General features: G+C 72.2%; 19 protein-coding genes. 12 read left to right on the top strand and 7 right to left on the bottom strand.

All coding sequences use genetic code 11. The annotated features are described in order from the left end of the window. Positions 1 to 181 precede the first annotated feature (181 nt). The 4 genes from IH68_RS0104970 to IH68_RS0104955 all read left to right on the top strand — a co-directional run bounded on the left by IH68_RS0104970 (position 182) and on the right by IH68_RS0104955 (position 2,792). Positions 182 to 1,147 carry a zinc-binding dehydrogenase gene (locus IH68_RS0104970; RefSeq protein WP_030928896.1) on the top strand — a complete coding sequence of 322 codons (966 nt, stop codon included), beginning with the start codon at positions 182 to 184 and terminating at the stop codon, positions 1,145 to 1,147. Positions 1,148 to 1,244: 97 nt separating this feature from the next. Continuing rightward, entirely contained in the window at positions 1,245 to 1,454 is a 210-nt protein-coding gene (locus IH68_RS0104965) for a helix-turn-helix domain-containing protein (RefSeq protein WP_030038196.1), read from the top strand. Continuing rightward, positions 1,454 to 2,023 carry a Clp protease N-terminal domain-containing protein gene (locus tag IH68_RS0104960; protein WP_030928889.1) on the top strand — a complete coding sequence of 190 codons (570 nt, stop codon included), beginning with the start codon at positions 1,454 to 1,456 and terminating at the stop codon, positions 2,021 to 2,023. Before IH68_RS0104965 ends, IH68_RS0104960 begins: the two co-directional genes overlap by 1 nt. Positions 2,024 to 2,186: 163 nt before the next feature. Then, positions 2,187 to 2,792: a hypothetical protein gene (locus IH68_RS0104955; protein WP_030928886.1), complete on the top strand. Its 606-nt coding sequence runs from the start codon at positions 2,187 to 2,189 to the stop codon at positions 2,790 to 2,792. Positions 2,793 to 2,833: 41 nt separating this feature from the next. On the opposite strand, the gene IH68_RS0104950 is transcribed toward IH68_RS0104955, so the two are convergent. After that, positions 2,834 to 3,892 carry a PadR family transcriptional regulator gene (locus tag IH68_RS0104950; RefSeq protein ID WP_030928884.1) on the bottom strand — a complete coding sequence of 353 codons (1,059 nt, stop codon included), beginning with the start codon at positions 3,890 to 3,892 and terminating at the stop codon, positions 2,834 to 2,836. A 1-nt stretch (position 3,893) separates the two neighbouring features. Then, positions 3,894 to 4,922 carry a DUF4097 family beta strand repeat-containing protein gene (locus tag IH68_RS0104945; RefSeq protein WP_159403643.1) on the bottom strand — a complete coding sequence of 343 codons (1,029 nt, stop codon included), beginning with the start codon at positions 4,920 to 4,922 and terminating at the stop codon, positions 3,894 to 3,896. Positions 4,923 to 5,069: 147 nt separating this feature from the next. Here IH68_RS0104945 and IH68_RS0104940 point away from each other — a divergent pair, with 147 nt between their 5' ends. Beyond that, complete coding sequence (locus IH68_RS0104940; protein ID WP_051833222.1) at positions 5,070 to 5,879, top strand: hypothetical protein; 810 nt, start codon at positions 5,070 to 5,072, stop codon at positions 5,877 to 5,879. Positions 5,880 to 6,103: 224 nt separating this feature from the next. Here IH68_RS0104940 and IH68_RS0104935 read toward each other — a convergent pair whose 3' ends face one another. Beyond that, entirely contained in the window at positions 6,104 to 6,283 is a 180-nt protein-coding gene (locus IH68_RS0104935; RefSeq protein ID WP_003992906.1) for a DUF6104 family protein, read from the bottom strand. Between the two features lie 186 nt (positions 6,284 to 6,469). Here IH68_RS0104935 and IH68_RS0104930 point away from each other — a divergent pair, with 186 nt between their 5' ends. The 4 genes from IH68_RS0104930 to IH68_RS51665 are packed head-to-tail and all read left to right on the top strand — an operon-like array spanning position 6,470 to position 14,194. Beyond that, the gene (locus IH68_RS0104930; RefSeq protein ID WP_051833220.1) at positions 6,470 to 6,877 is read left to right on the top strand and encodes a CU044_2847 family protein; all 408 of its coding nucleotides are present in this window, start codon (positions 6,470 to 6,472) and stop codon (positions 6,875 to 6,877) included. After that, positions 6,874 to 8,811, top strand: coding sequence for a trypsin-like peptidase domain-containing protein (locus IH68_RS0104925; protein ID WP_030928877.1), 1,938 nt, complete (start codon positions 6,874 to 6,876; stop codon positions 8,809 to 8,811). The genes IH68_RS0104930 and IH68_RS0104925 overlap by 4 nt, the downstream gene beginning before the upstream one ends. A 47-nt stretch (positions 8,812 to 8,858) precedes the next feature. Then, complete coding sequence (locus IH68_RS0104920; protein ID WP_030928875.1) at positions 8,859 to 9,890, top strand: AAA family ATPase; 1,032 nt, start codon at positions 8,859 to 8,861, stop codon at positions 9,888 to 9,890. Continuing rightward, a complete protein-coding gene (locus IH68_RS51665) occupies positions 9,890 to 14,194 on the top strand; it encodes an SAV_2336 N-terminal domain-related protein (RefSeq protein WP_051833218.1) in 4,305 nt (1,434 codons plus the stop codon). The genes IH68_RS0104920 and IH68_RS51665 overlap by 1 nt, the downstream gene beginning before the upstream one ends. A gap of 76 nt (positions 14,195 to 14,270) precedes the next feature. On the opposite strand, the gene IH68_RS0104910 is transcribed toward IH68_RS51665, so the two are convergent. The 4 genes from IH68_RS0104910 to IH68_RS0104895 form a co-directional block, all read right to left on the bottom strand. Beyond that, complete coding sequence (locus tag IH68_RS0104910) at positions 14,271 to 18,068, bottom strand: multifunctional oxoglutarate decarboxylase/oxoglutarate dehydrogenase thiamine pyrophosphate-binding subunit/dihydrolipoyllysine-residue succinyltransferase subunit (RefSeq protein ID WP_030928873.1); 3,798 nt, start codon at positions 18,066 to 18,068, stop codon at positions 14,271 to 14,273. Positions 18,069 to 18,359: 291 nt separating this feature from the next. After that, positions 18,360 to 19,472 carry a HAMP domain-containing sensor histidine kinase gene (locus IH68_RS0104905; protein WP_030928871.1) on the bottom strand — a complete coding sequence of 371 codons (1,113 nt, stop codon included), beginning with the start codon at positions 19,470 to 19,472 and terminating at the stop codon, positions 18,360 to 18,362. Then, positions 19,469 to 20,206 carry a response regulator transcription factor gene (locus tag IH68_RS0104900; protein ID WP_030928869.1) on the bottom strand — a complete coding sequence of 246 codons (738 nt, stop codon included), beginning with the start codon at positions 20,204 to 20,206 and terminating at the stop codon, positions 19,469 to 19,471. Before IH68_RS0104900 ends, IH68_RS0104905 begins: the two co-directional genes overlap by 4 nt. A 132-nt stretch (positions 20,207 to 20,338) precedes the next feature. Beyond that, a complete protein-coding gene (locus IH68_RS0104895; protein WP_030928866.1) occupies positions 20,339 to 21,016 on the bottom strand; it encodes a spermidine synthase in 678 nt (225 codons plus the stop codon). 218 nt (positions 21,017 to 21,234) lie between these two features. Here IH68_RS0104895 and IH68_RS59080 point away from each other — a divergent pair, with 218 nt between their 5' ends. The 3 genes from IH68_RS59080 (at position 21,235) to IH68_RS0104880 (ending at position 25,252) form a co-directional block, all read left to right on the top strand. Next, positions 21,235 to 24,384: an ATP-binding protein gene (locus tag IH68_RS59080; protein ID WP_030928863.1), complete on the top strand. Its 3,150-nt coding sequence runs from the start codon at positions 21,235 to 21,237 to the stop codon at positions 24,382 to 24,384. 80 nt (positions 24,385 to 24,464) lie between these two features. Beyond that, positions 24,465 to 24,839 carry a hypothetical protein gene (locus tag IH68_RS0104885; RefSeq protein ID WP_030928860.1) on the top strand — a complete coding sequence of 125 codons (375 nt, stop codon included), beginning with the start codon at positions 24,465 to 24,467 and terminating at the stop codon, positions 24,837 to 24,839. Beyond that, the gene (locus IH68_RS0104880) at positions 24,836 to 25,252 is read left to right on the top strand and encodes a hypothetical protein (protein WP_030928857.1); all 417 of its coding nucleotides are present in this window, start codon (positions 24,836 to 24,838) and stop codon (positions 25,250 to 25,252) included. The genes IH68_RS0104885 and IH68_RS0104880 overlap by 4 nt, the downstream gene beginning before the upstream one ends. The last annotated feature ends 2 nt before the right edge of the window (positions 25,253 to 25,254 follow it).

Genomic DNA, 25,254 nt, shown 5'->3' with positions numbered 1-25,254 from the left:
AGTGCCTGGGGGCTGTGCCCCCAGCCCCCCTCGGCCTGAACGGCCTCGTCCTCAAATGCCGGACCGGCTGAAATGGTGCTGACCGGCATCAGACGTGGACCACATGTGGTCCTGACAAGAGGGTGTGTGTCACAGAGCTCTGTGGTTCCGTCGAGCCGGTGTGCCGCCTATCGTCAAGGTCATGTTCGCCGTCTACGCCGCCCGAATCGACCGTGACCAGCCACTGAACGGCCTCGAGTTGGGGGACCGGCCCGCTCCCGGGGCCCGGCCCGGCTGGAGTGTCGTCGACGTCAGGGCCGCCTCCCTCAACCACCACGACCTCTGGTCCCTCAAGGGCGTGGGTCTGTCCGAGGACAAACTGCCGATGATCCTCGGCTGCGACGCCGCCGGCGTCGACGAGGACGGCAACGAGGTCGTCCTGCACTCCGTGATCGGACAGAGCGGTCACGGCGTTGGCCCCAGGGAACCCCGTTCCATCCTCACCGAGCACTACCAGGGCACGTTCGCCGAGCAGGTCGCCGTGCCGACCTGGAACATCCTGCCCAAGCCCAAGGAGCTCTCCTTCGCGGAGGCCGCCTGTCTGCCGACGGCCTGGCTGACGGCGTACCGGATGCTCTTCACCAACGCGGGCGTACGTCCCGGCGATTCGGTCCTCGTGCAGGGCGCCGGCGGCGGAGTCGCGACGGCCGCGATCGTGCTCGGGAAGGCGGCGGGGCTGCGGGTCTTCGCCACCAGCCGGGACGAGGCCAAGCGGAAGCGGGCCGTGGAACTGGGTGCCGTCGAGGCGCTGGAGTCGGGGGCGCGGCTGCCGCAGCGCGTCGATGCCGTCATCGAGACCGTCGGGGCCGCCACCTGGTCGCACTCGGTGAAGTCGCTGAAGCCCGGGGGTACGCTCGTCATCTCGGGGGCGACGAGCGGTGACCGGCCCTCGCATGCCGAACTGACCCGCATCTTCTTCCTCGAACTCAAGGTCGTCGGCTCCACGATGGGCACCAAGGACGAGCTGGAGGACCTGCTCTCCTTCTGTGCCGCCACCGGCGTGCGCCCCGTCATCGACGAGATGCTGCCGATGGACCGGGCACGGGAGGGCTTCGAACGGATGGCATCCGGGGAGCAGTTCGGAAAGATCGTGCTCACCAACGACTGACAGCCCCTTTCGCCGACGGCCGACCCGGAACCGGGTCGGCCGTCGGCGTTTGTCAACCATGGTTGACACGACGATGATGTCAACGTAAGTTGACAACATGACCGAAGCAACGGATCTCGCCGAGCGCGCGGGCGACCGCGATCCACGGGTCGGACTGCGTGCCGTCGCCGCACTGCGCAGGCTGCTGGAGCAGTTGGAGGCGGTGCAGGTGCGCAGTGCGCGCCATCAGGGCTGGTCGTGGCAGGAGATCGCCGCGGAACTCGGAGTCAGCAGGCAGGCCGTGCACAAGAAGTACGGGAGGCATTGATGTTCGAGCGATTCACAAAGGACGCCCGTGACGTGGTGCGGACGGCGGTCGAGCACGCGGAACAGGCAGGGGCGCCGTCCGTCGAAGCCGAGCACATACTGCTCGCGCTGCTCGACCGCGAGGGCAGCCGCGCCTCGTTCGCGCTCACCTCGCTCGGGGTGACCGGCGAGCGCAGGGAGTCGGTGCGGGAGGCGGTGGCCGAGGCCCGTCGGCGGGCCGGGCTGTCCCAGTCCGAGACCGATGCGCTCGCCGGGCTCGGGATCGACGTGTCGGAGATCGTCGCCCGCGTCGAGGCGGTGCACGGCGTCGGGGCGATGTCCGGCGACCGCGGGGACAAGGGCTGGTGGTCGGGGCGCCGCAGCTTCGGCCGGGGCGCCAAGCAGATCCTCGAGACGTCGCTGCACACCGCCGTCGCCCAGGGGGACCGACACATCGGCGACGAGCACATCCTCCTGGCGCTGACCGCCCGCCCCGGCATCCCCGCCGAGGTCCTCGCCGACCGCGGGGTGACACACGAGTCGCTGATACGGGTGCTGTTCGGCGGGGGCGGTGAGGCGAAGGCCGGATGACCGGGCTCCTGGCCCGGCGTGCGTGACGGGTGCGCTCCAGGGCGGGCGTACGCGGCGGGGTCGGAGGGCGGTCGGAGAGGGCGGCTTGCTGGGCCGGGGGTGTCCGTGGGGGGTTCTAGGGTGGGGCCTGCCGAGGTTGGCCTGGTCCTTCGAAGGAGCTCTCATGACCGTGTCCGATCCCGTGCCGCTCGTGTTCGTCCCTGCGGACGGGGCTGTGCGTGAAGCGGTGACCAAGGTGGGCGGGCAGCCCGTGTGGCTGGAGGAGCCGCAGTGGCCGCTGTCGCGTCAGACCGGCCGGCCGATGGAGTTTTTGGGCCAGTTCGCCCTGGAGGGCGGCCGGCTCGCCCATCTGTTCATGACCGGGGACGAGGGGGAGTACGTCGACGGCACCTGGGAGCCGGAGGGTGGGGAGAACGCCCTGGTGATCCAACCCGGCGGCCACATCCCGGACTTCGTGACCGTCGAACGGCGGGCGGAGGGCCCGAGCGCGGGGGCCGACCATCTGCCGCGGCACATTGACTCCGGCGAGGGCTCCGGTGAGCACTCCGACGAGGAGGAAGACCGTCGGCCCTGGCAGTTCCTCGGCGGTCCCGGTGTCGAACCGCACTGGCTCCAGGGCGACGAGACGCCCGGCGAAGGATGGCAACTGGTGGTCCAGCTGGACTCCGGGAAGCTGCCCTTCCATGTCAACTTCGGTGACGCGGGCGTCGGTTATGCCTTCCTCTCCCCGGACGGCAAGGAGGGCCGCTTCCTCTGGCAGTGCACCTGAGCGTCTGACCTCTGCTTTCGCGGAAAGCGGCCAGCCGGCTCTCAGGGCCTCGGTGCGCGCAGTATCGCTTCGATGTGCGCCGCGGCCGTCGACAGATGGTGGCGGGCGTCGCGGAGCTGTTCGTCCGTGACGCCGTGGTCCCGGGCCGTGTCACGGATGTCGTCCCGGAAGCGGTCGAGCAGGCGGTCGAGGTCGCGGGCCGGGTCTCCGGTGGTGGCCTCGTGCGCCCACGACGGTTCGTACTCCGCCGGGAAGGCCTCCTTGGTGTGCGAGTACTCGGGCTGCGGTGCCGAGGTGCCGGTGCCGCCCCGTCCGAACCCGAAGTCCTTTCCGAACTCCCTGCCGAAGTCCTTCCCGAAGTCCCCGAACTCCTTGGCCAGTTCGGTCAGGCCCTCCCGCACCCCCATCGGCCAGTCGCCCCGCGCGAAGTGGTCCTGCACCTGCTCCTGCACCCGCTTGGCGATGCGCTGCAGCTCCTCCTGGGCCTGGGCCCGGGCCTGCTCCTGCGCCTCCTTGGCCTGGCGCCGGGCGCGCTGGGCCTCCTCGCGGGCCCGGCGGCTCTCGTCCTTGGCGCGCCGGGCCTGCTCCTTCCACTCCTGCTTGACGCGCCGCATCTCCTCCTTCGCGACACGCCACGACTCCTTGTCGGCGTACTCCCCGAAGTCACCGGGGGAGCCGTCCTGTTCGCCGCGCCCCTTGCTGCCGGCACCCCGCCGGGCCTCCGTGGCCGCGGCCCGCATCTCGCGCCGCAGATCGCCCGCCGCGCCGCGCACATCGGCCCGGATCTCGGCGGCCAGTTCCGCGACCGACTCGCGGATCTCCAGCTCCAGGTCGGCCAGCTCGCCGCTGCGGTCGGCCAGTTCGGCGCGGCCCGCGTCCGTGATGGCGTACACCTTGCGGCCGCCCTCGGTGGTGTGGGTGACCAGGCCCTCGGCCTCCAGCTTGGCCAGGCGGGGGTAGACGGTGCCTGCCGACGGTGCGTACAGCCCCTGGAAGCGTTCCTCGAGGAGGCGGATCACCTCGTAGCCGTGGCGCGGGGCCTCGTCCAGCAGCTTCAGCAGGTAGAGGCGGAGGCGGCCGTGGGCGAAGACGGGAGGCATGTCAGAGCACCTTCTTGTCGGTCGTGCCGTCGGCCGGGTCGTCGGTCGAGTCGTGGGTCGATCGGTCGTCCTGGCCGGAAACGGAATTGTCCCCCGAGTCGTTGTGTGGTCCGTCCGCCGAGGTGCTCGCCGGGCCGGTCTCCGCGGCCGGGTCCGAATCCGCCGGAGGCGTGTCCTCGACCAGGGGGCCGATGTCCTCCGGCGCCACGTCCCACGGCTCCTCCTCCGCCGGGGGCCGCCGCAGCAGGGCGATCGAACCCGAGACCGTCGTCGCCTTCAGGCTTCCGCTGCCCGAGCCGAGCCGGCCGGTGATCCTCTTGGCGCCCCACTGGCCGCTGACCCGCAGGTCCTCGAAGGCGTTGGAGACCGTCCCGCTCGCCGTGTTCGCCTCCACCTCCGCATCCGCCGGGTGGGGCAGCCGGATGGCGATCTCGCCGGAGACGTTCGCCAGGACGATGTCGGTCGGGCGGCCCGCCGGATCCAGGTCGACGATCATCGAGCCGCTCACCGAGTCCGCCTTGACCGACGAACCCGCCTCGACCACGGTCAGATCACCGGAGACGGAGTTGAAGCGGAGGTCGCCGCGCAGGGCCTGCGCCTCCAGGTTCCCCGAAACGGTGTCGGCGCGCACCGGGCCCGTCAGCCCCACCAGGGTGGTGTCCCCGGTGACCCCCTTCACCTCCGTACGCCCGTCGATCCCCGAGACCACGGCCGCGGCGCCGACCACGCCCACCTCCACGCGCGTGTCGGCCGGGACGGCGAGGGAGACGACGGCGCTGCGCCGCCAACCCTTGCGGTCGAGCCACTTGAGGAAGCCCTTCCACGGCAGGTCGTCGTACGCGACGGTGAGCGTGCCGCCCTGCTGGCTCACCAGCAGGGGTGGTCCCTCGATCTCGGAGACCTCCAGTCGGGCGGAACCTTCGTCCGTGCCCACCACGTTCACCGTTCCGTTGACGATGCGTACGTGGAGTTCGCGCACGGGCTTGTCGAAGGTGAGTTTCCGCGGCTCACCGACAGACCACTCGGACATGGTGCAGACCTCCCCGTCACAACGCGCCATATCGCGTCTCCTGCAATTCACGATATATCGCGGGCGGGGAAAGTCAAGACACTCGTTCCGGTGATCTCCGCGGTCTCGGAAATGACCAAAGCGGTCGAATCGCCCTAGCGTGTGAGCATGTCGAACGTCGGTGCCCTGCTCCTGTGCCGGGCGCAGCCCGAGTCCGTCGCCCCCGCCGCCCACCTGCTGCGCGACCGCATGCTGCTCGCCCCGGCAGGCGAGGCCTGGAGCGTGCTCGTTCCCGAGGGCCGGCCCTGGCTGCACGGCGGTGAACCCGTCGACCGCGTCCTGACCGGCTGGGCCACCGCTCTCGCCGTCGGCGCCCCCTGGCCCGTACTCGCCCTGTGGTGGGACGCCGACCGCGCCGGCTTCACCCTCGCGTCGGGCTTTCGCCGCCCCGTCGGCTACGTCTGGCTCGCGAACGGCACCCCGGCCGGCGAGGACGAGGCGATGCGCACCTTCGCCGCCCGCCTGGGCCTGGACCCCGTGCTCGACGTACAGGCCCTGGACCCTCTCACGAAGCCCGCCCCCGGGACCGACGCCCGCGCCCGCCTGCGCGCCCTGATCGCCGTCCTCACGCGCGCGGGCTTCGCGCTCCCCGAGGGCATCACCCCGGGCGAGCCCGCCGACCGCCTCCGCGAGGCCGCACACGCCCTGCCGGACGCCCGCCCGGCCGAGTGGCCGGGCCGGCGCGAGGCGCCACGGGCAGAACTCGACGCCGTCGCCAGCGGCCACCTGGGCCGCTGGCTGCCATGGTCGGGGACGCCACGGGCGAGCGCTCTGGCCCTGGCCCAGGTGGCGGCCGGGCTCCCGCTCACGGCATGGGGCCTACGGCGCCGCAGCGGCGGCTGGACCGTGGCCGGGGTGCTGCTGGTGGCGCACGGGGCGCTGGGGCTGGCGTACGAACTGGTGTGGCCGTGGGACTGAGGGCGACGTGAGCTCTGGGGCTTCGGGCCGCGAAAGCCTTGGGACTGCGGGCAGTGCAGCCCTGGGATCGAGGGCTGCGAAAGCCTTGGGACTCAGGGACACGAATGCCCTGGGACTGAGGCGCGCGAATGCCCTGGGACCGAGGGGCACGAATGCCCTGGGACCGAGGGGCACGAAAAAAGGGGCGCCCCGCGGGAGCCCCGACAGCCGGACTCCCCGGACTCCTACTCGTCGTCCTCGTCGTCCAGCCGCGCCAGCCAAGTCGCCAGCCGCTCCACCGGGACCTCGAAGTCCGGGTTGAGGTCGACGAACGTACGCAGCTGTTCGGCAAGCCACTCGAAGGTGACTTCTTCCTCGCCGCGTCGCTTCTCGAGTTCTTCGATGCCTCGGTCGGTGAAGTACACGGGTGCTCTCCTGGGGGACATGTCCGGGGTCGTACCCCTCCAGGTTATGCGCGCCGGAAACCTCCTCCGCACTCGCCGGAACCACCTCCCACGCGTGCGTGCGGCGGCACAATGGGGTACGGAGATCAGCGGGCCGCAACAGGTGGCGGTCCAGGGAGAGTTGGCGCGTGCGGCAAAGGGGGAGCCATGGAGCGCAGGGTTCAGGAGATCGAACTGCCCGGGGGCGAGAAGGTGCTCGCCCGGGTCAGTGTGCTCGCTCCCGAGGACGTACCGGCCGGGGCCGACGAGTTCGTCTACGACGACGTGGGCGCCGTGGACCGGATGGCCGCGCGTATCGACCAGCTCAACGAACTGGTCAGCGGCGTCGGTGGCGCCGTGCTGGCAGCGGCGCGGGCCGTGCGACCCGACGAGGTCAGTGCCACCTTCGGCGTCGAGCTCGCGCTGAAGCCGGGCAAGGCGGTGGCGCTGCTCGCCGACGGGGAGGCCAAGGCGGCCCTGTCGATCACCCTCACCTGGCACGGGGACACTGCACAGGCTGACGCCGATGCCACTGTTCCGGCCCTCCACGACGGCCGGAACGCCGCCTCCACATGACGGGCCACCTGGAGCAGTTGGCGATGCGCGCCACCGTTCGGATCGGCCCGGCCACCGCGCCCGGCACGCTCTGGGGCAGCGGTTTCCTCGTCGCGCCCGGCTGGGTGCTGACCTGCGCACACATCCTGCCCCTCGCGGAGGGCGCCGAGAGCGTGGGCGCCCTGCGGGTGCAGGGGCACGGGCTCGACACGGGGGCCCGGCTCGCGTACTGGCTCGGCGGAGGCACTGACCCAGAGCAGGACCTTGCCCTGGTACGGCTGGCGGACGACGCGGCACACGGCCATGTCTGCGTACGGCTGACCGACCGCTACGACCCGCCGCACCAGGTCACCGCGTTCGGCTGGCGCACCCCGACGGGCGGCGCGCCCCAGCGCTGGAACGGGCACAGCGAATGCAACGGGCGGGACGGCTCATACGGACTCACGCTCGCGCCCCATATGGAGATCCCGCACGGTGCCTCCGGCGGCCCTCTCCTGGACCGTGACCACGGGGTTGTCGCCGGCGTCGTCAAGGCCCGCCGAGCAGGCAAGGACGGCGGTCTGGCCGTGGCCTCCACAGCGCTGCGCGGGTTCCGTGACGCGCGCCCCGTGGTCGGCGAGGACAGCCTCGGACCCGACCCGTACGCGGCGCTCATACGGGAGCACGACCGGTGGCATCAACGCCGGACGGGCGGACCCTCCTGGGTGCGCTTCCAGGGTGAGCTGACCGGCGGCGGACGCGGCTGGGCGCCGCGGGACAGCGCCGAGGCGTCCGCGTTGCTGGCAGCCCTGCCGCGGCCCGTCTCGTCGGCCGAGCTGCAGCGGATGATCAGCCAGGTGCTCGGTTACGAGCCGCTGTGGGAGGACGAGCTCGCGCCGGTCGACTGGCGCGACGGGCAGGGCTGGGCGCACGACCAGCCGGACGGCGCCGAGATCGTCGCGTTGCACTATCTGCTCGCCGTGGCCCAGGCGTGCCGGCGGCGGGCGCCGGACGCCGTCGCCGAACTGGAACGCTGGGTGAAGGCGCGGATCGAGGAGCTCCCCGACTTCCTCGCGGCGCTGCTGCGCGAGCGCGCGGTGAGCGACAGCCGGCCGACACCGGACGCCGACCGGCTCGTGGACGACGCGGCGGTATCCGGCGAGGTGACCGACCCGGGCGACGAGGGACCCGTTGTCGCCGTCGAGTTGGAGCCGAACCCGTACGGGCCCGGTGACCGCTTCCACTGGCGAGTCTGGTCCTGGCCGGACGGAGCCGACACACCGCGGGTACTGGACGAGGACGCGGGGGACGAGGGCTCCGCGCTCGCCGAACTGCCGCAGGTGCTGGACCAACCGCTGCGCCGGGCCTTCCGTGGGCTCGACGCCGAGGAGCGCCGTGCCCGTCTCGAACTCGCCCTCCCGGTCGAGCACTTCGGGCTGGACGCCCACAGGTGGCCCCGGTCCACCGAGCCGCCCCTCGGTACCCAGCGGCAGGTGGTGCTGCGCAGCCTCAAACGGCGCGGTGAGCCGGCCGCGGCATGGCGGGAGCGCTGGGACGGCGTCGCGGCGAACGAGCTCAAGGCGCTGCCGGTGCACTCGCCCGAATACGCGAAGGAGGCGCTGGAGGAGGCGGCGCCCGGCGCGGTGCCGGTGCTGTGCCGCCCTCCGCAGCAGAGCGCAGCCTCGCTGGCCGATGCGATCGGCGCCGGATACGGCGTCGCGCTGTGGAACCTGCGGGGCGAGCACGCGCGCGCGTGCGGCACGGACTGCGGCGAGCTGTACGGCAGGGCGGCGCTGCTGCTCGGCGCGGCCGACGGCGCGGCAGCGCTGCCCGAGCGGCTGCGGGCCTTGCGGGAGCGGGCCGACGAGGAGGGCGGCGACGGTGCGGACACCGCCTGGGCGGCCCAACTCGCGCTCCTGTACGACGATCCGCGCCGCCCCATCCCCGTCTGCGACGACCTGCTGGAGTCCCCGTGACTCGTCCAGCACCGGATCCTGACCGCCTCCGCCAGAAGGAGACCTCCGTGACCACCCCCGACTGGTTCGTCTTCCGGGGAACCGGTGAGCCGCACGACGGTGTCGAGCGACTGCCCCCGCCGCCGCCGTGGCGCGCCTTCGACGGCGAACCCCTCATCGAGGCGGTGCCGCCGCTGGGCAGCGAGTCGACGCGCCGCCTGGGCACCCGTGGCACGAGCGGCACGGTCTGGCGGCCGGAGGAACTGGAGCTGATCAACGCCGCGCTCTACCTGCGCAGGCCCCTGCTGGTCACCGGCGACCCGGGCTCCGGCAAGTCGACGCTCGCCCACGCCCTCGCGCACGAACTCGGCCTCGGCCGTGTCCTGCACTGGCCCATAGTGAGCCGCACCGCTCTGCGTGACGGCCTCTACAGCTACGACGCGATCGCCCGCCTGCACGACATGCAGATGGCCAGGGAGACGGGCGAGGCCTACACCGAAGACATCGGCGAGTACGTCCGCCTCGGCCCGCTCGGCACCGCCTTGCTCCCTCATGCCCGGCCGCGGGTTCTCCTCGTGGACGAGCTGGACAAGAGCGACATCGACCTGCCCAACGACCTCCTCAACGCTCTGGAGGAGGGCGAGTTCCGCATCGCCGAACTCCAGCGCATCGCGCGCCGGCAGCCCGAGGTCCGGGTACTCACCGACGACGGCGACCGCGCCCCCGTCCAGAAGGGCCGGATCCGCTGCCGGGCCTTCCCCGTGGTCGTGATGACGAGCAACGGCGAGCGCGACTTCCCCGCGCCGCTGCTGCGCCGCTGTCTCCACCTCGACCTGCCGTCGCCCCGCAACGACGACTGGGGCACCGCACGGCTCGACTCGATGGTCCGCGCCCACTTCGGAGCCACCGACCTGTCCGGCAGCGACCGGCTGATCAGCGACTTCCTTCAGGCCAGCCCGGGGTCCCTGCGCGCCGCCGACCAGCTGCTCAACGCCATCTACCTCACCCAGGAGGCCGTGCGCGACAGCGAACCCGACCGGCAGCGGCTCGCCGAGCTGCTGATGCGGCCCCTCGACCAGGGTGACCACGGGGCCCGCTGATGACCGCGCCCACGACGCCTCCCGCCGCCGACGGACCCCTCGCCGGGCTCGCCGAACGGCTGCGCACCCGCCTGGGCGTCGAGCCCGGGGCACGGGAGCTCGCGGAGGCGCTGTGGCTGGCGCAGCACGTGGGAGCACCCGAAGTGCTCCCACCGGTCGCCGAGTCGCCCGCGGACCCGCCGTACGACCCTCCGCCGCTCCCCGTACCGCGACAGCCGACACCCGGGACCGAGCCCGCGGTCCCCGCCCCCGAGGCCTCCGACCGCACCCGCCTGTACGCCGCGGACCCGCGCCCCGCACCCGGCGGCGCCGATCTCCCCGACGCCGGCCCGGACTTCGTACCCGTCCGCGTCCCCATGGCCACCGCTCTGCCGCACGCCCTCGGGCTCCAGCGCGCCCTGCGCCCGCTCCAGCGCTACCACCCGCCGGTCCGCACCACCGCCCACCGCCTGGACGAACAGGCCACGGCGGAACGGGCCGCGGAGACCGGCCTGTTGACGCCGGTCCTGCGTGCCGACGGACGACGCGAGGCCCGGATGCGGCTGCTCATGGACGCGTCGAGTTCGACCTCCGTATGGGACAGCACACTTGAGGAGCTGCGGCAGATCTGCGCCGGTCTCGGTGCCTTCCGCGAGGTGCAGGTGCATTACGTCCACCTGGGCGCCGACGGGAAGCTGGCCCTCGGCACCTCCCGGGAACCGGCGCGCGCACCACATGCCGCGGAGCAGCTGCGCGACCCGACCGGACGACAGCTGACCCTCGTACTCAGCGACTGCGCGGGGCCCCTGTGGCGCTCTGGCCAGATGCAGCGGCTACTGCACCACTGGGCACAGGCCGCGCCCGTCGCCGTCGTGCAGCCTCTGCCGCAGAGCCTGTGGCGGCGCACCCATCTTCCGGCGCTCCCGGGCACGTTGCGCCGCCGCGAAGGCCTGGGCGCCCGCCTGGAGTTCAGGCCCGCCGAGGGCGGAGTGCCGCCCGGCGCGCTGCCCATCCCCGTGCTCGGACCGACTCGCGCCGCTCTCGGTACCTGGTCGCGGCTCCTCTCCGGCGGCACGGGCCTGTCCCTGCCCGCGGCGGCTGCCTGGGTCCAGGCCGTCCACCCCGCCGCCCAGCCGCGCCTCCAACGCCCGCCCGCTGAGCCCGCGACGCTCGTCGCCGCCTTCCGGCGCTCCGCCTCCCGTCAGGCCGTGGCTCTCGCCGTCTCCTTCTCGGCCGTACCGCTCACCCTGCCCGTGATGCAGCTCGTCCAGCGCGCCATGCAGCCCCGCAGCGGACCGTCCGTTCTTGCCGAGGTGCTGCTGAGCGGGCTGGTGAAGCTGGGGGAGGGGGAGGGCTGGTACGAGTTCGTACCCGGCGTACGCGAGGAGTTACTGCGGTTGCTGCCGCGCGGGGAGGCACTGCTGGTGCTCAAGCACAGCGGGGAGTACGTCGAGCGGCACTTCGGGCGGCGGACGCACAACTTCCCCGCGCTCGCGCTGGCTCGGCTGACCGGCGGTGCGGCTGTCCTGCCGGAGGGGGAGGAGGGGGGTCCGGAGGCGTTCGCCGAGGTGTCCAGGGCCGTGTTGGGGCGGTTCGCGGGCCCTGCGGTGGTCAGGCCTGCGGTGCGGCGGGAGTCGTACTCGGTGGTGTGCACCCTGGCGGAACAGCCGTGGGCGCGATGGACAGCCCGGGTGCTGGAGGCCGCGGGGCACGAAGTGGACCTACGGATGTGGCGCACCGAGGACGAGCTGCCCGGTGCCGTGACCCCCCCGTCCACGGCGGCACCCGGGCAGCGGCATCGGATGCTGGTCCTCATCGGTGACGACTACGAGCCCTACGAAACACCTCTGGAAGACCTCGTGGCCCAGTACGAGGAGCGGGTGGTCGCCGTCGATGTCACCGACGGCGGGGCCTTTTTGCCGTGGGCTGTCGACCTGGAGCCGGATCTCTCCCTGTCAGGCGTGACCGAGGGCCTTGCCAGGTGGAGGCTGCTCAACCACCTGGCCATCGGGGCGGACGCCCCCCTGCCTGACACCCGGGACGCGGAGTTCCCGGGGCCCACGCGGTTTGTCCAGGGCCCGCTCCCCGAGCGCTCACCGGGGCACGTCCTGCAGGAAGGCGCCATCGATCGACTGCGGGAGCGGCTGAGGGATCAGCGAGAGGCGTCGGTGGCCTGCGCTCTGGTCGGGCCACGCGGGACGGGCAAGACGCAGCTGGCGGCGGAGTACGTGCACCGGTTCGGCGGCGAATACGACTTCGTGTGGTGGATCAGCGCCGACAGCCGGGCAAGGCGCATTGCGGAAGTGGGACGCCTGGCGCAGGAACTCGAGGACCACCCTGACCGCCCCTACACCCTTCCCCGCGTCCACAACCTGTTCCGGCACCTGCGCGAGGCGAACCTGCGCTGGCTGATCGTCTACGACGGCTGGGACGACCTGGAGGACGCGAACGAGCTTCTGATCAGCGGCGGCCATGCGCTGATCACCTCCCGGGACGCGGCCTGGGCCGAGGCCGTGGACGCCCTGCGCCTGACCGACACCGGGGAAGGGCCCTCTGGTCCGGAGGCCGAGCGGGACGAACTCGTGCGGCGCGCGCTCGTCCGGGTCTACGCCCCTTCCGCAAGTCAGGGTGTGGAGTCGGGCACGGGTTTCTTCCTGGCACCCGGGTGGGTGGTCACGGCCCTGGACGTGGTCCGGGGACGCGACCGGAGTTCCACCGTCGGTGTCGCCATGATGGACGGCAGCCGCCACCAGGTCGAACAGGTCCTCGGCGTGGGTGACTTGGCCCTGCTGCACGTGCCCCGCGTGACCGATGCGGACTGCATGTGGCTCACCGACCGTCCGGTGGCCCGGACGGGAGCCGTGAACCTGTACCGCGCCGAGGGCTCGCTGTACGCGCCACGGGTTGCTCCGTCTTTCGCCATGGCCTCCGGGCGGCTCGGCAGGGACACCTTCGCGCTGGACGGTGATCCGCTGCCACCGGGCAGCGCGGGCGGCCCCGTCCTCGATGCGGGCGACGGGTCCGTCATCGGCGTGGTCAAGTCCCGGCGAAAAGACGGCACCGGCGAGGCGGTCCACATCGATGCGCTGCGGGGACTGTGCGACCAGGGCGTCGCGGGAACCGAACTGTGGCACGGGCTCGTACGAGCCCATGACCGGCACCACTACGACCGGCGCATGCAGCGCGGTCCGCACCTGACGTGGACCGGGGTGCAGATGTGGCTGACGGGTGGGCTCCCCAAGACGATCGCTCCCGAATTCCGGACCGAACTCTACGGACTCCTCGCCGAGTTGGAGCCGCCCGACGGCCCGCAGGTGGTGCAGGGCCTGCTCGACGACGCACGGCTGCGGGCGGATCGCCCTCCGCGTCACTGGCGCGACGGCGCCGGGTGTCTGCACCAGCGCGTCGTCGACGACAGGCTGTTCCTGTACGCCGCGCGGGTCTGGGCCCTGCTCGCTCCCCGGAGCCGCCCTGACCAGGCCACCGGCCTCGCCGCGCTGCGGCGCTGGCTCGAGGGGCCCGCGCGGTCGCGTATGGCGGAGGATGCCTGGGAGGACATAGCCACCGTCTTCGCGCGCGTGGACACGACCTTCGCCGAGAACGGGCCCGTCGTACGCGTGGAGATCGACCACGTCGGCCCGGGCTACGGCTGGCGGGTGGTGCTGAGGCGGGGCGGCGAGGACGCCGTCCTGGCCGAGGACATGTCGGGTGGCCCCCAGCACGAACTGCAGGACCGGCTGCGGTCCCACCTCGCGGACGCGCTGCTGCGGGCCGACACGGCCGGCGTCGCGGCAACCGTCCACTTCTGTCTGCCGGGCCTGCTGCTGTGGGACCTTCCGGTGGAGGACTGGCGGCTTCCGCAGACGTACGCCCTCGGCGGGGAGCGAATCGTCCTCGTCCGCCACCAGGCCCGCCCCGGGGCGTCGCCGCAGGAAAGGCAGCGCCGTTGGGACGCGGTGTCCCGGGGGCCCCTGCACGGTTTCCGGCTCATCTCGCCCGCGGGGGAGAGCGGCGACTGGACGCGGACGCCGCCCAACGCGGTCCCGCTGCTGTGCCGGCACGCCGACACGGTCACCCCGACAGCTGCCCTCGACGTGGTCCGGGCCCTCGGCTACCCCCTCGTGCTCTGGAGCCGTGCCGCCTCCCACACCGACTGCACAGAGTTCTACGAGCGGGCGGAGGAGCTGCTACGCCAGTCCGGTACCGCCCGTGAACTCATCGCTCAGGTAGGCCGCCTCAGGCTCGACAGCACCACCCGGCGCCGCCGCGAGGACGCCTGGGCCCGCCACCTCGCCGTCTTCTGCGACCCACCGGAAGACCGCTGACGCGTCTCCCCCCAAAAAAGCCGGAAGGCCCGGCCCCCAACGGGACCGGGCCTCCGCGCGAAGGGAGTTCAGAGGCTCACGCCTCGAACACCTCCCGCACCAGCTGCTCCTGCTCCGCCTGGTGCCGCTTGGCCGAACCGACCGCCGGCGAAGAGCTGTGCGGGCGCGAGATGCGCCGCAGCCGCTCGCCGTGCGGGACGTCCGCGCCGACCGCCAGGTCCAGGTGGTCGATCAGGTTGAGGGCGATGAACGGCCAGGCACCCTGGTTCGCCGGCTCCTCCTGGGCCCACAGGTACTTCTCGACGTTCGGGTACTTGGCGATCTCCGCCTGGAGCTCGGCACCCGGCAGCGGGTACAGCCGCTCGACACGGACGATCGCGATGTCCGTGGCGCCGCGCTTGGTGCGCTCGGCCTCCAGGTCGTAGTACAGCTTGCCCGCCACGAAGACGACCTTGCGGACCGCGGCCGGGTCGACCGTGGAGTCGCCGATGACCGGGCGGAACTGACCCGACGTGAACTCCTCCGTCTTCGACGCGGCGGCCTTCAGGCGCAGCATCGACTTCGGGGTGAAGACCACCAGCGGCTTGTGGTGCGGGTTGTGCACCTGCCACCGCAGCAGGTGGAAGTAGTTCGACGGCAGGGTCGGCATCGCGACCGTCATGTTGTTCTGCGCGCACAGCTGCAGGAAGCGCTCGACGCGGGCCGAGGAGTGGTCCGGGCCCTGGCCCTCGTAGCCGTGCGGGAGCAGGAGCGTGACGCCGGACGTCTGGCCCCACTTCTGCTCGGCGGCCGAGATGTACTCGTCGACCACCGTCTGCGCGCCGTTGACGAAGTCGCCGAACTGCGCCTCCCACATCACGAGCGCGTCGGGGCGGGCCAGCGAGTAGCCGTACTCGAAGCCCATGACCGCGTACTCGGAGAGCAGGGAGTTGTAGACGTTGTAGCGGGCCTGCTCCTCCGCGAGGTACTGCAGCGGGGTGTGCTCCTCGCCCGACTCGCGGTCGATGAGGACCGCGTGGCGCTGGCCGAAGGTGCCGCGCTGGGAGTCCTGGCCGGAGAGGCGGACCGGGGTGCCCTCCAGGAGCAGGGAGCCGACGGCCAGCGTCTCGCCCATGCCCCAGTCGATCGTGCCGTCCTCGACCATCGTCGCCCGGCGCTGCAGCTGCGGCAGCAGACGCGGGTGCACGTGGAAGGTGTCGGGGATGTTGACCTGGGACTCGGCGATCCGCTTCACGACCTCCGAGGTGATCGCGGTGTTCACCGGGACCGGGAACTCGGCCTGCGGGTCCGAGACCGGGGCGACGCCCGGCTGCGAGGTGGCCTCGCGGACCTCCGTGAAGACCTTCTCCAGCTGGCCCTGGTAGTCCTGCAGGGCCTGCTCGGCCTCTTCCAGGGTGATGTCGCCGCGACCGATCAGCGACTCGGTGTACAGCTTGCGCACCGAGCGCTTCTTGTCGATCAGGTCGTACATCAGCGGCTGGGTGAAGGCCGGGTTGTCCGACTCGTTGTGACCGCGGCGGCGGTAGCAGATGAGGTCGATCACCACGTCCTTGTTGAACGCCTGGCGGAACTCGAAGGCCAGCCGCGCGACGCGGACCACGGCCTCCGGGTCGTCGCCGTTCACGTGGAAGATCGGGGCCTCGATCATCCTCGCCACGTCCGTCGCGTACATCGACGAGCGGGAGGACTCCGGAGCGGCCGTGAAGCCGACCTGGTTGTTGATGACGATGTGGACCGTGCCGCCCGTGCGGTAGCCGCGCAGCTGCGACATGTTCAGGGTCTCGGCCACCACGCCCTGGCCCGCGAAGGCCGCGTCACCGTGCAGGGCGACCGGCAGGACGGTGAAGTCCGTGCCGCCCTTGTTGATGATGTCCTGCTTGGCGCGGACGATGCCCTCGATGACCGGGTCGACCGTCTCCAGGTGGGAGGGGTTGGCGGCCAGCGAGACCGTGATCTGCTCGCCGTCCAGGCCGGTGAAGGTGCCCTGGGCGCCCAGGTGGTACTTCACGTCGCCGGAGCCGTGCATCGACTTCGGGTCGAGGTTGCCCTCGAACTCGCGGAAGATCTGCGCGTACGACTTGCCGACGATGTTGGCGAGCACGTTCAGGCGGCCGCGGTGGGCCATGCCGATGACGACCTCGTCCAGGCGCGACTCGGCGGCGGAGTCGATGACCGCGTCGAGCAGCGGGATGACGGACTCGCCGCCCTCCAGGGAGAAGCGCTTCTGGCCGACGTACTTCGTCTGCAGGAAGGTCTCGAAGGCCTCCGCCGCGTTCAGCCGGCGCAGGATGCGCAGCTGCTCCTCGCGCTCCGGCTTGGTGTGCGGGCGCTCGATGCGGTCCTGGATCCACTTGCGCTGCTTCGGGTCCTGGATGTGCATGAACTCGATGCCGGTGGTGCGGCAGTACGAGTCGCGCAGCACGCCCAGGATGTCGCGCAGCTTCATCAGGGACTTGCCGGAGAAGCCGCCGACGGCGAACTCGCGCTCCAGGTCCCACAGGGTGAGGCCGTGCTCGGTGATGTCCAGGTCGGGGTGCTTGCGCTGGCGGTACTCCAGCGGGTCCGTGTCGGCCATGACGTGGCCGCGGACCCGGTAGGAGTGGATCAGCTCGAAGACCCGGGCGGCCTTGGTGACGTCGTCGTCGTGCGAGGCGTCGATGTCCTTGAGCCAGCGGACCGGCTCGTAGGGGATGCGCAGGGACTCGAAGATCTCGTCGAAGAAGCCGTTCTCGCCGAGGAGGAGGTTCGCGACGATCCGCAGGAACTCGCCGGAGGCGGCGCCCTGGATGACCCGGTGGTCGTAGGTCGACGTGAGCGTCATGACCTTCGAGATGCCGAGCTTGTTCAGGGTGTCCTGGCTGGTGCCCTGGAACTCCGCGGGGTAGTCCATGGAGCCGACGCCCATGATGACCGACTGACCGGGCATCAGACGCGGGACCGAGTGGACGGTGCCGAGGCCGCCGGGGTTGGTCAGGGAGACCGTGACGCCGGTGAAGTCGTCCATCGTCAGCTTGCCGTCGCGGGCGCGGCGGACGATGTCCTCGTAGGCCTGCCAGAACTCGAAGAAGTTCAGCGTCTCGGCCTTCTTGATGCCGGCGACGACCAGCTGGCGGTCGCCGTTGGGCTTCACCAGGTCGATCGCCAGGCCGAAGTTGACGTGCGGCGGCTTGACGAGGGTGGGCTTCCCGTCCTTCTCCGCGTAGTGCCAGTTCATCGACGGCATCGTCTTGATGGCCTGCACCATCGCGTAGCCGATCAGGTGCGTGAAGGAGATCTTCCCGCCCCGGGCGCGCTTGAGGTGGTTGTTGATGACGATGCGGTTGTCGAACAGCAGCTTCACCGGGACCGCGCGCACGGACGTGGCCGTGGGCAGCTCCAGCGAGGCGTTCATGTTCTTCGCGACGGCGGCGGCGGGACCACGCAGGGTCACCAGCTCGGGGCCCCCGGCGGCCTCGGTCGCGGGAGCGGCCTTGGCGGCAGCGGCGGGCTTCGCCGGAGCCGGGGCAGCGGCGGCCGGCTTCGCGGGCGCGGGCGCCGGAGCGGCGGCCGCGGGCTTCGGGGCCGCGGGGGCCGGCGCGGGCGCCGCGGGGGCGGCCGGGGCCTGTGCAGCCGGGGCGGCGGGCGCCGGGGCCGAGGTGGTCTCTGCGGCCCCCGCGGCCGCAGTACCCGCCGGAGCCGAGGCGGCAGCCGCGCCCGGCTTGTAGTCGGCGAAGAAGTCCCACCAGGCTCGGTCTACCGAATTCGGGTCCTGGAGGTACTGCTGATAGATCTCGTCGACGAGCCACTCGTTGGGGCCGAACGCCGCAGCGGGGTTCTTGCCCGCTTGGTCTGCGTCGGTCGAGATGCTCGAGTTACTGGGGGACTGTGGCGACACGGCGGCAACCGCCCTCTTCCGCTTCACAAGGTGATGGACAGCGGGAATAAAGGCTACGCCCCCAAGACCCGGAAGGTCAGGCCGGGCAGGTTCATCGTCGTGTAAGTCACATCGGAAACCGCGTTTCGGGCCTGGAAATGGCGGGAAACAAACGCGGTTCCGCTACGGAACGAGGGTGGCGGGAAACGCCGGAGCAAGCCCTGCAGGCTCAGCGTGCGGGCGTGTGCCCGATCACACGTGTCCGTCAGTGCGGACCACGGTGGATCTTGAGGCTCCGGTTCGGACTTTACGTCAACTTTGAACGGATGTCTCTCCCGGGAGGGTGACGAGAATCCGGCAGCCCCGCTCGGATTCGGCCACTCCGATCCCGCCACCGTGCAGGTCGACGGCCCAGCGGGCGATCGCGAGGCCCAGCCCCGTACCGCCGTCGCCGCCCTGTCCGTTGGAGGCGCTCGCGCCGCCCCGGTTGAACCGTTCGAAGACGCGGTGCCACTCCGAGCGCGGAATGCCGGGGCCCTCGTCCAGCACCTCCAGCTCCAGCGACTCCGGCAGCGTCCCGCGCCGCGCCTTCACGGTGACGCGGCCGTGCGGCGGGCTGTGCTTGACCGCGTTGTCGATGAGATTTGCCACCACCTGGTGGATCCGCTCGGGGTCCGCGTGCGCGGTCAGCTCCGGCGGGGACACGTCGAGGTGCAGATGGACGTCCGTCCGCGTGTGGCTGCCGGAGCCGGAGGCGATGCCCGCGCGTGCGGGCACGGCCATGTTGGCCTCCTTCAGCACGCCCGACAGGTACGGCCAGACCTCGAAGCGCCGCCGGCGCAGGGGTACGACGCCGTTGTCCAGCCGGGACAGGTCCAGCAGCGTCTCCACCAGCCGGCCCAGCCGCTCGGTCTGCTTCAGGGCCGTGCGCATGGTCTCCGGGTCGGCCGGGGAGACACCGTCGACGATGTTCTCCAGGACCGCTCTGAGGCCCGCGATGGGGGTGCGCAGCTCGTGCGAGACGTTCGCCACCAGCTCCTTGCGCTGGCGGTCCTGGGCCTCCAGGTCGTCGGCCATGCGGTTGATCGTCTGCGCCAGGTCGCCCAGCTCGTCACGGCGGTTCTCGCGCACCCTGCGGGTGTAGTCGCCGTGCGAGATGGCGCTGGCGACGGCGTTCATGTCGTCCAGCGGCGCGGTCAGCGAATGGGCCACGAACTGCGTGATCAGCAGGGTGGCGATCATCGAGAAGACCGTGATGAAGCGCAGCTCGGTCGCCGTGCGCATCGCGATCATCATCAGCCCGGTGGTGATGAGGACGGCGATGACGACCAGTGCGCCCAGCTTGGTCTTGATCGAGAACGGGCTCACACCGCCCCAGGGCTCGGGCTCCCCAGGGCTTCTCCGGCCGGCCGGACCGCCGCTCATGGCGTCGGGGTCTCCAGCGCGTAGCCCACGCCGTGCACCGTGCGGATCCGCTCGGCGCCGATCTTCCGGCGCAGCGCCTTGATGTGGCTGTCGACGGTGCGGGTGCCGGAGGCGTCCGCCCAGTCCCACACCTCGGCAAGCAGCTGCTCACGGGAGAGCACCGCGCGCGGGGTGTTCGCCAGGCACACCAGCAGGTCGAACTCGGTGGGCGTCAGGTGCACGTCCTCGGCGTGCACGCGCACCCGCCGCTGGGCGTGGTCGATCTCCAGCTCGCCGAGGCGCAGGATGCCGCTTCTGGGCGTCGTGGCGGCCAGTGCGGCCCGCTCCACCCGGCGCAGCAGCACATGCACGCGTGCGGCCAGCTCCCGCATGGAGAAGGGCTTGGTCATGTAGTCGTCGGCGCCGACGCCGAGCCCGACCAGCATGTCGGTCTCGTCGTCACGCGCGGTCAGCATCAGCACCGGCACCGGGCGCTGGGCCTGCACACGGCGGCAGACCTCCAGTCCGTCGAAGCCGGGCAGCATGATGTCGAGGATCAGCAGGTCGGGCTGCCAGGCCTCGGCGGTGTCGACGGCGGCCGGGCCGTCACCCGCGGTCTGCACGAGGAAACCCTCTGCGCGCAGGCGGGCCGCGATGGCGTCGACGATGGTCGCGTCGTCCTCGACCACCAGGACCCTGCGCTGTGCGCCCGGGGTCGCCGTCGTGCCGTTGTGGGATGTGTGGGTCTGCTCCATCGCCCGCCCCTGAGTTGCTTTCCGGAATCCGTGGGGTGATCCGTTACCTGGCTCATGCCTGCGCATGCTTGCGATTGACGCTTGAATGATCTGCGCCAGAGAAGCAGAGTACGGGGAGTCACCGTCCCTCGGCTATCCAGGTCGGACGGCGATGTGCACAACGTCGGGAACGCCACGGGCAACCGGGATCTCTTCGGTACGCACCCGTTGGAACCCGGCATTCCGCAAGGTTTCTTCGAAATCCGGAGAGGGCTGGGCGGACCACACCACCAGCACCCCGCCCGGCTTCAACACCCTTGCGCAGCTTGTCAGTCCGGTGGACGAGTAGAGATCGTCGTTGCCCTCGGTGACGGTCCAGTCGGGGCCGTTGTCGATGTCCAGGCACAGCGCGTCATAAGTGGCGGATGTCTCACGGATGTGCTCGACCAGATCCGTCTCCACGATCTCCGTACGCGGATCGGCGACGGCCTGGGCCGACAGGGCGGCGAGAGGGCCGTTCAGGTGCCAGTCGATGATGGCGCGCTCGCGCTCCACGACGGTGATCGAACCCCAGCGCGGGTCGGCGGCCGCATGTGCGAGCGAGAAGCCCACACCCAGGCCTCCGATCAGCACGTCCGGCTCGTTGCGGGCGTCCAACGCATCGAGCGCGGCGTCCACGAGGAGCCGCTCCGAGCGGCCGTCCGAGGTGTCCATCAGAAAGCAGCCGTTGGCGATGATCTGCAGTGACTCGCCGTGTCGGCGCAGCACGACCTCGCCGTACGGGCCCTCGCGACGGTCCAGGACCACAGGGGTGTCGTAGATGGCGGTCATGGCCCCATCCTGCACGAACTCGGGTTTACGGCCAGGGGAATTACCGGGGGGCGTCGCGCGCCTCGCGCCTGCTGCCGGGCGTGCCTACGCTCGAAGCAGAGCGCTCCGCGATGCGGCGTGGATCGTCTGCGGGTTCGTTGTGGCTGGTCGCGCAGTTCCCCGCGCCCCTTCGGGGTCGCTGCCGACCTGGTCGGCAGCGAGAAGTGGGTGGTGGCTGTATGGCCGCGAATTACCCGTTCGTGGGACGTGAGGATGTGCTGGGCGAGCTCCGGGCGGCCCTGGACCGTGCTGCGTCCGGGCGGGGCGGGCTCGTCACCCTCACCGGGCCCGCCGGGGCGGGCAAGACCCGTACCGCCGAGGAGGTCGCCGAGCGTGCCGGGGCCTTTCGCGTCCTGTGGACCTGGTGTCCGCCGGAGACCGCCGGGCGCGCCTTCCGTCCCTGGTCGCGGCTGCTGCGGGAGCTGGTCGCGGAGGATGTGGCCTGCGGGCGGCTGGTGGCCGCGTCACCGCCGCTACGGGCGCTGGTCTCGGGTGCGGCGACGTCCGGCGCCCTGCACGGTGCCGACCCGGAGACCGCTCGGCTGCGGCTCGCAGGCGATGTCTCCGAGCTCCTGGCCACGGCCGCGCGCCGCCGTCCCCTGCTTCTGGTGCTGGACGACGTACATGCCGCCGACGCCTCGTCGCTGCGGCTGCTGCTGGAGACCGCGGACGCGGCCCGCACCTGCCCGGTCCTGCTGCTGGCGACGGCTCGCGACGAGGACGCGGCCTGGGGGGACGGGGGCTGGGCCCGGGCCCAACTGCTGCGGCGGGGGAGGGCGTTGGGGCTCGGGGCCTTGAAGGAGCGGGACATTGCGGTGTTGGTGGAGGCCGTGACGGGCGCCGCACCGGAGGCGGCTGCGGTGCGGGCGCTGGTACGGCGTACGGGCGGGGACGCGTTCTTCGTCACTGAGCTACTGCGGGCCGGGAGTTGGGGCGCTGCGCCGCCCGGGAACGGGGACGGCCCCGGTGTCTCCTCGGTCGCCGTCCGGGCCGCCGTCCGGGACCGGCTGGACGATCTGACCCCGCGGGCCGCGCGCGTGCTGGACGTGGCAGCCGTCCTCGGCACCCGGTTCCGGCTCGACGTGCTCGCCGAGGCCGCGGAGGTGCCCCTCGGCGAGCTGCGCACACTGCTGGGAGAGGCCGCCGGGGCCGGGCTGCTGGCCGTGGCCGGGGCCGACCGGGGCGCCTTCCGGCACGACCTGCTCAGGGACGCGGTCCACGACACCCTCGCCCCGGCCGCACGCGCCGCCCTCCATCAGGCGGCCGCCGAGGTCCTCGCCGGATACGCCCGCCGCGGCCGCGACACCGGCCCCGCGGAAGTCGCCCACCACCTGCTGCTCTCCGGCCCCGAGCAGGCGGGGGAGGCCGCGAGGTACGCCCGCGAGGCGGCGGTCCGGGCGGAAGCGCTGTCCGCGTTCGAGGATGCGGCCCGGTGGTACGAGCGGGCGGTCGAGGTGTGGGGCGCAGGGAGCGCCGAGCCCGTGGAACTCGTGGAGGTGCTGCTCGGGCTCGGTTCCGCGCGGCTCGGGGCCGGGGAGCGGGAGGCCGCGCGGGCCGCGCTGCTCAGGGCGGCGGCGCTGGCGCGGGAGGCCGGGCGGGCCGATCTGCTGGCGCGGGCCGCGCTGGGGCTCGGGACCGGGGCCGTCGGGTTCGAGGTCGACCTCGAGGATCGTGAACAGCTCGACCTGCTGGCCGAGGCCCGCGCCGCCCTGGCCGCCGAGCCCGCCCACGCCGCGCTGCGCGCCGCCGTCACCGCACGGCTGTCGCTCGCCGCCGGGCTGGTCGAAACGGAGAAGCACCGCATCGCCCTCGCCGAGGAGGCCGTCCGCACCGCCCGCCAGGCCGGTGATCCGGCGACCCTCGGCCCGGCCCTCGCCGCGCTGTGCGACGCCCGGCCCGGCCCCGACCACTGCCGCGACCGGCTCGACTGGTCCATGCAGATCGTGACGACCGCCCGCGACCTGCGCGACCCCGTGCTCGAACTCCTCGGCCGGCGGCTGCGGTTGGTCGCGCTGATGGAGACGGGCGAGTTCGCCGGGGCCGACGCGGAGGCGGCCGCGTACGAGACGACCGTACGGCCGCTGCGGCGCCCCCTGTACGCCTGGTACGTGCCCCTGTGGCGTGGGACGCGGGCCCTGATGGAGGGTCGGTACGACGCGTGCGCCGCCGCGCTCGACGAGGTCGAGGAACTGGGCCGCAGGGCCGGCAGCGCCAACGCGGCGATGCTCGCCGTCACCCAGCGCTGGTGCCTGTACACCGAGACGGGCGACGCGGCCGGGCTGGGGCGCGTGCAGGGGGAGGCGGCCCAGCTGGAGCGCTCCCCGATGCTCTGGCCCCGCGTCGCAGTCGCGCTCGTGGCGGCACAGTCCGGCCGACTCGACGAGGCCGCGCGCCGTCTGTCGGCCGTCGCACCCCGGCTCGGCGGTGCCCCCAGGGACAGCGAGTGGCTGCCGATGCTGGCACAGGCCGCGGAAACGGTAGCCGCTGTCGGCTCCCACCCCTGCGCGCCCGCCCTCTACGACCTCCTCGTCCCGTACGCCGGCCTGTTCGTGGTGGAGGGCATCGGTGCGGCGGTGCGCGGTCCGGTCGACCGCCATCTGGCGCTGCTGGCGGCGGCCATGGGCGACCCGGACCGCGCCCGCGAACACCGGGAGAGGGCACTGCGGGCGGCCGGGGCGGCGGGTGCGGTCGCACTGGCAGAACGCATAGCGGGCGAGACGACCGGCAGGGGGAGGGGCGGCGGGGCGAAGGCCGACACTCCGCCCGACACCGCCGGCTCCGCGCTCTTCCGGCACGAAGGACCCCTCTGGCACCTCCGGTACGCCGGTCACGACGTACGCCTTCCGGACAGCAAAGGGCTGAACGACATCGCCGTCCTGCTCGCGCGTCCCGGCACACCCGTGCCCGCGGTCGAGCTGGCGGCGCCGGCCGCCAAGGGGGAGCACGTCGAGGGCCTGCATCCGCAGGGCGACACCGGTGAGGTCGTCGACGCCGCCGCGCGGGCCGCCTACCGGCGCAGGCTGCGGGAACTGGAGGAGGAGGCCCGGGACGCCGACGAGGCCGGGGACGCCGGACGGTCGGAGCGGATCGCCGTCGAGCGGGACGCCCTGGTCGGGCAGCTCGCGGCCGCGTACGGCATCGGGGGCCGGGTGCGCCGTACCGGGTCGGACGCCGAGCGCGCCCGCACCACCGTCACCGCCCGCATCCGGGCCGCCGTGCGGCGGATCGCCGCCGCCCACCCCGAACTCGGCCGGCACCTCGAAACCGCCCTGCACACCGGCACTCTCTGCGTCTACCAGCCGGAACAGACCCCCGAGTGGCGGCTGTGAGGCCCCGTCCCACACCGTGATGTCCGATCTCACGCCTCCTGGGTGAAGCACCCGAAAGCACCCACGGAAGGCAGGACACCATGCCACGCACCACCAAGGCCGAGGCCGAACTCAAGGTCGACGAGCCCGTCATCGAGGGGCGCTACGCCCAGCTCGGCCCGTACACCGTCTCGTACGAGTCGATGAAGGAGGACATGGACCCCGCCCCGCTCTTCCGGGGCCTGCCCGACGACCGCTGCCAGTGCCCGCACTGGGGCCAGGTCGTCTCCGGCCGGATCGTGTTCCGGTACGCCGACCACGACGAGGTCTTCCACGCCGGCGACGCCTACTACGGCGCCCCCGGCCATCTCCCCCTGATCTTCGCCGGCACCGAGATCGTCGAGTTCAGCCCCACCGCGGAGCTGAACCGCACGATGGAGGTCGTCGGCCGCAACCTCGCGGGAGCGCAGTCATGACCACCGACAGCGGCACCCGTGTGAAGGAGCTCGCCGACCTCTTCGTGCGATTCCTGGAGACCAACACGGCCCCGGAGGGGCTGTTCACGGACGACGTGTTCCTCGACCTGACAGTCCCTCAGTGGCGGCTGCAGGCCTCCGGCCGCGACGAGCTCGTCGCCGCCCGCCGCCGCAGTCACCCCTTCCTCGGCACCGTGCCGCGCCACCGCGTCGACGCCACGCCCACCGGCCTCGTCCTCGAGTTCGAGGAGCAGTGGGAGGACGAGCAGGGCGGCACCTGGTACTGCAGGGAGCTGATGCGCGCCGACATCCGCGACGGCGCCATCAGCGAGGCGTCCGTCTACTGCACCGGCGACTGGGACCCGGCGACACGGGCGGCGCACGCGAGGGAGGTCGACCTGCTGAGGCCGTGAGG

The sequence above is a fragment of the Streptomyces sp. NRRL S-646 genome (assembly GCF_000720765.1).
GTDB lineage: Bacteria > Actinomycetota > Actinomycetes > Streptomycetales > Streptomycetaceae > Streptomyces.
The sequence above is the reverse complement of the archived record's forward strand: the minus strand, read 5'-3'. Positions and strand labels throughout refer to the sequence as shown.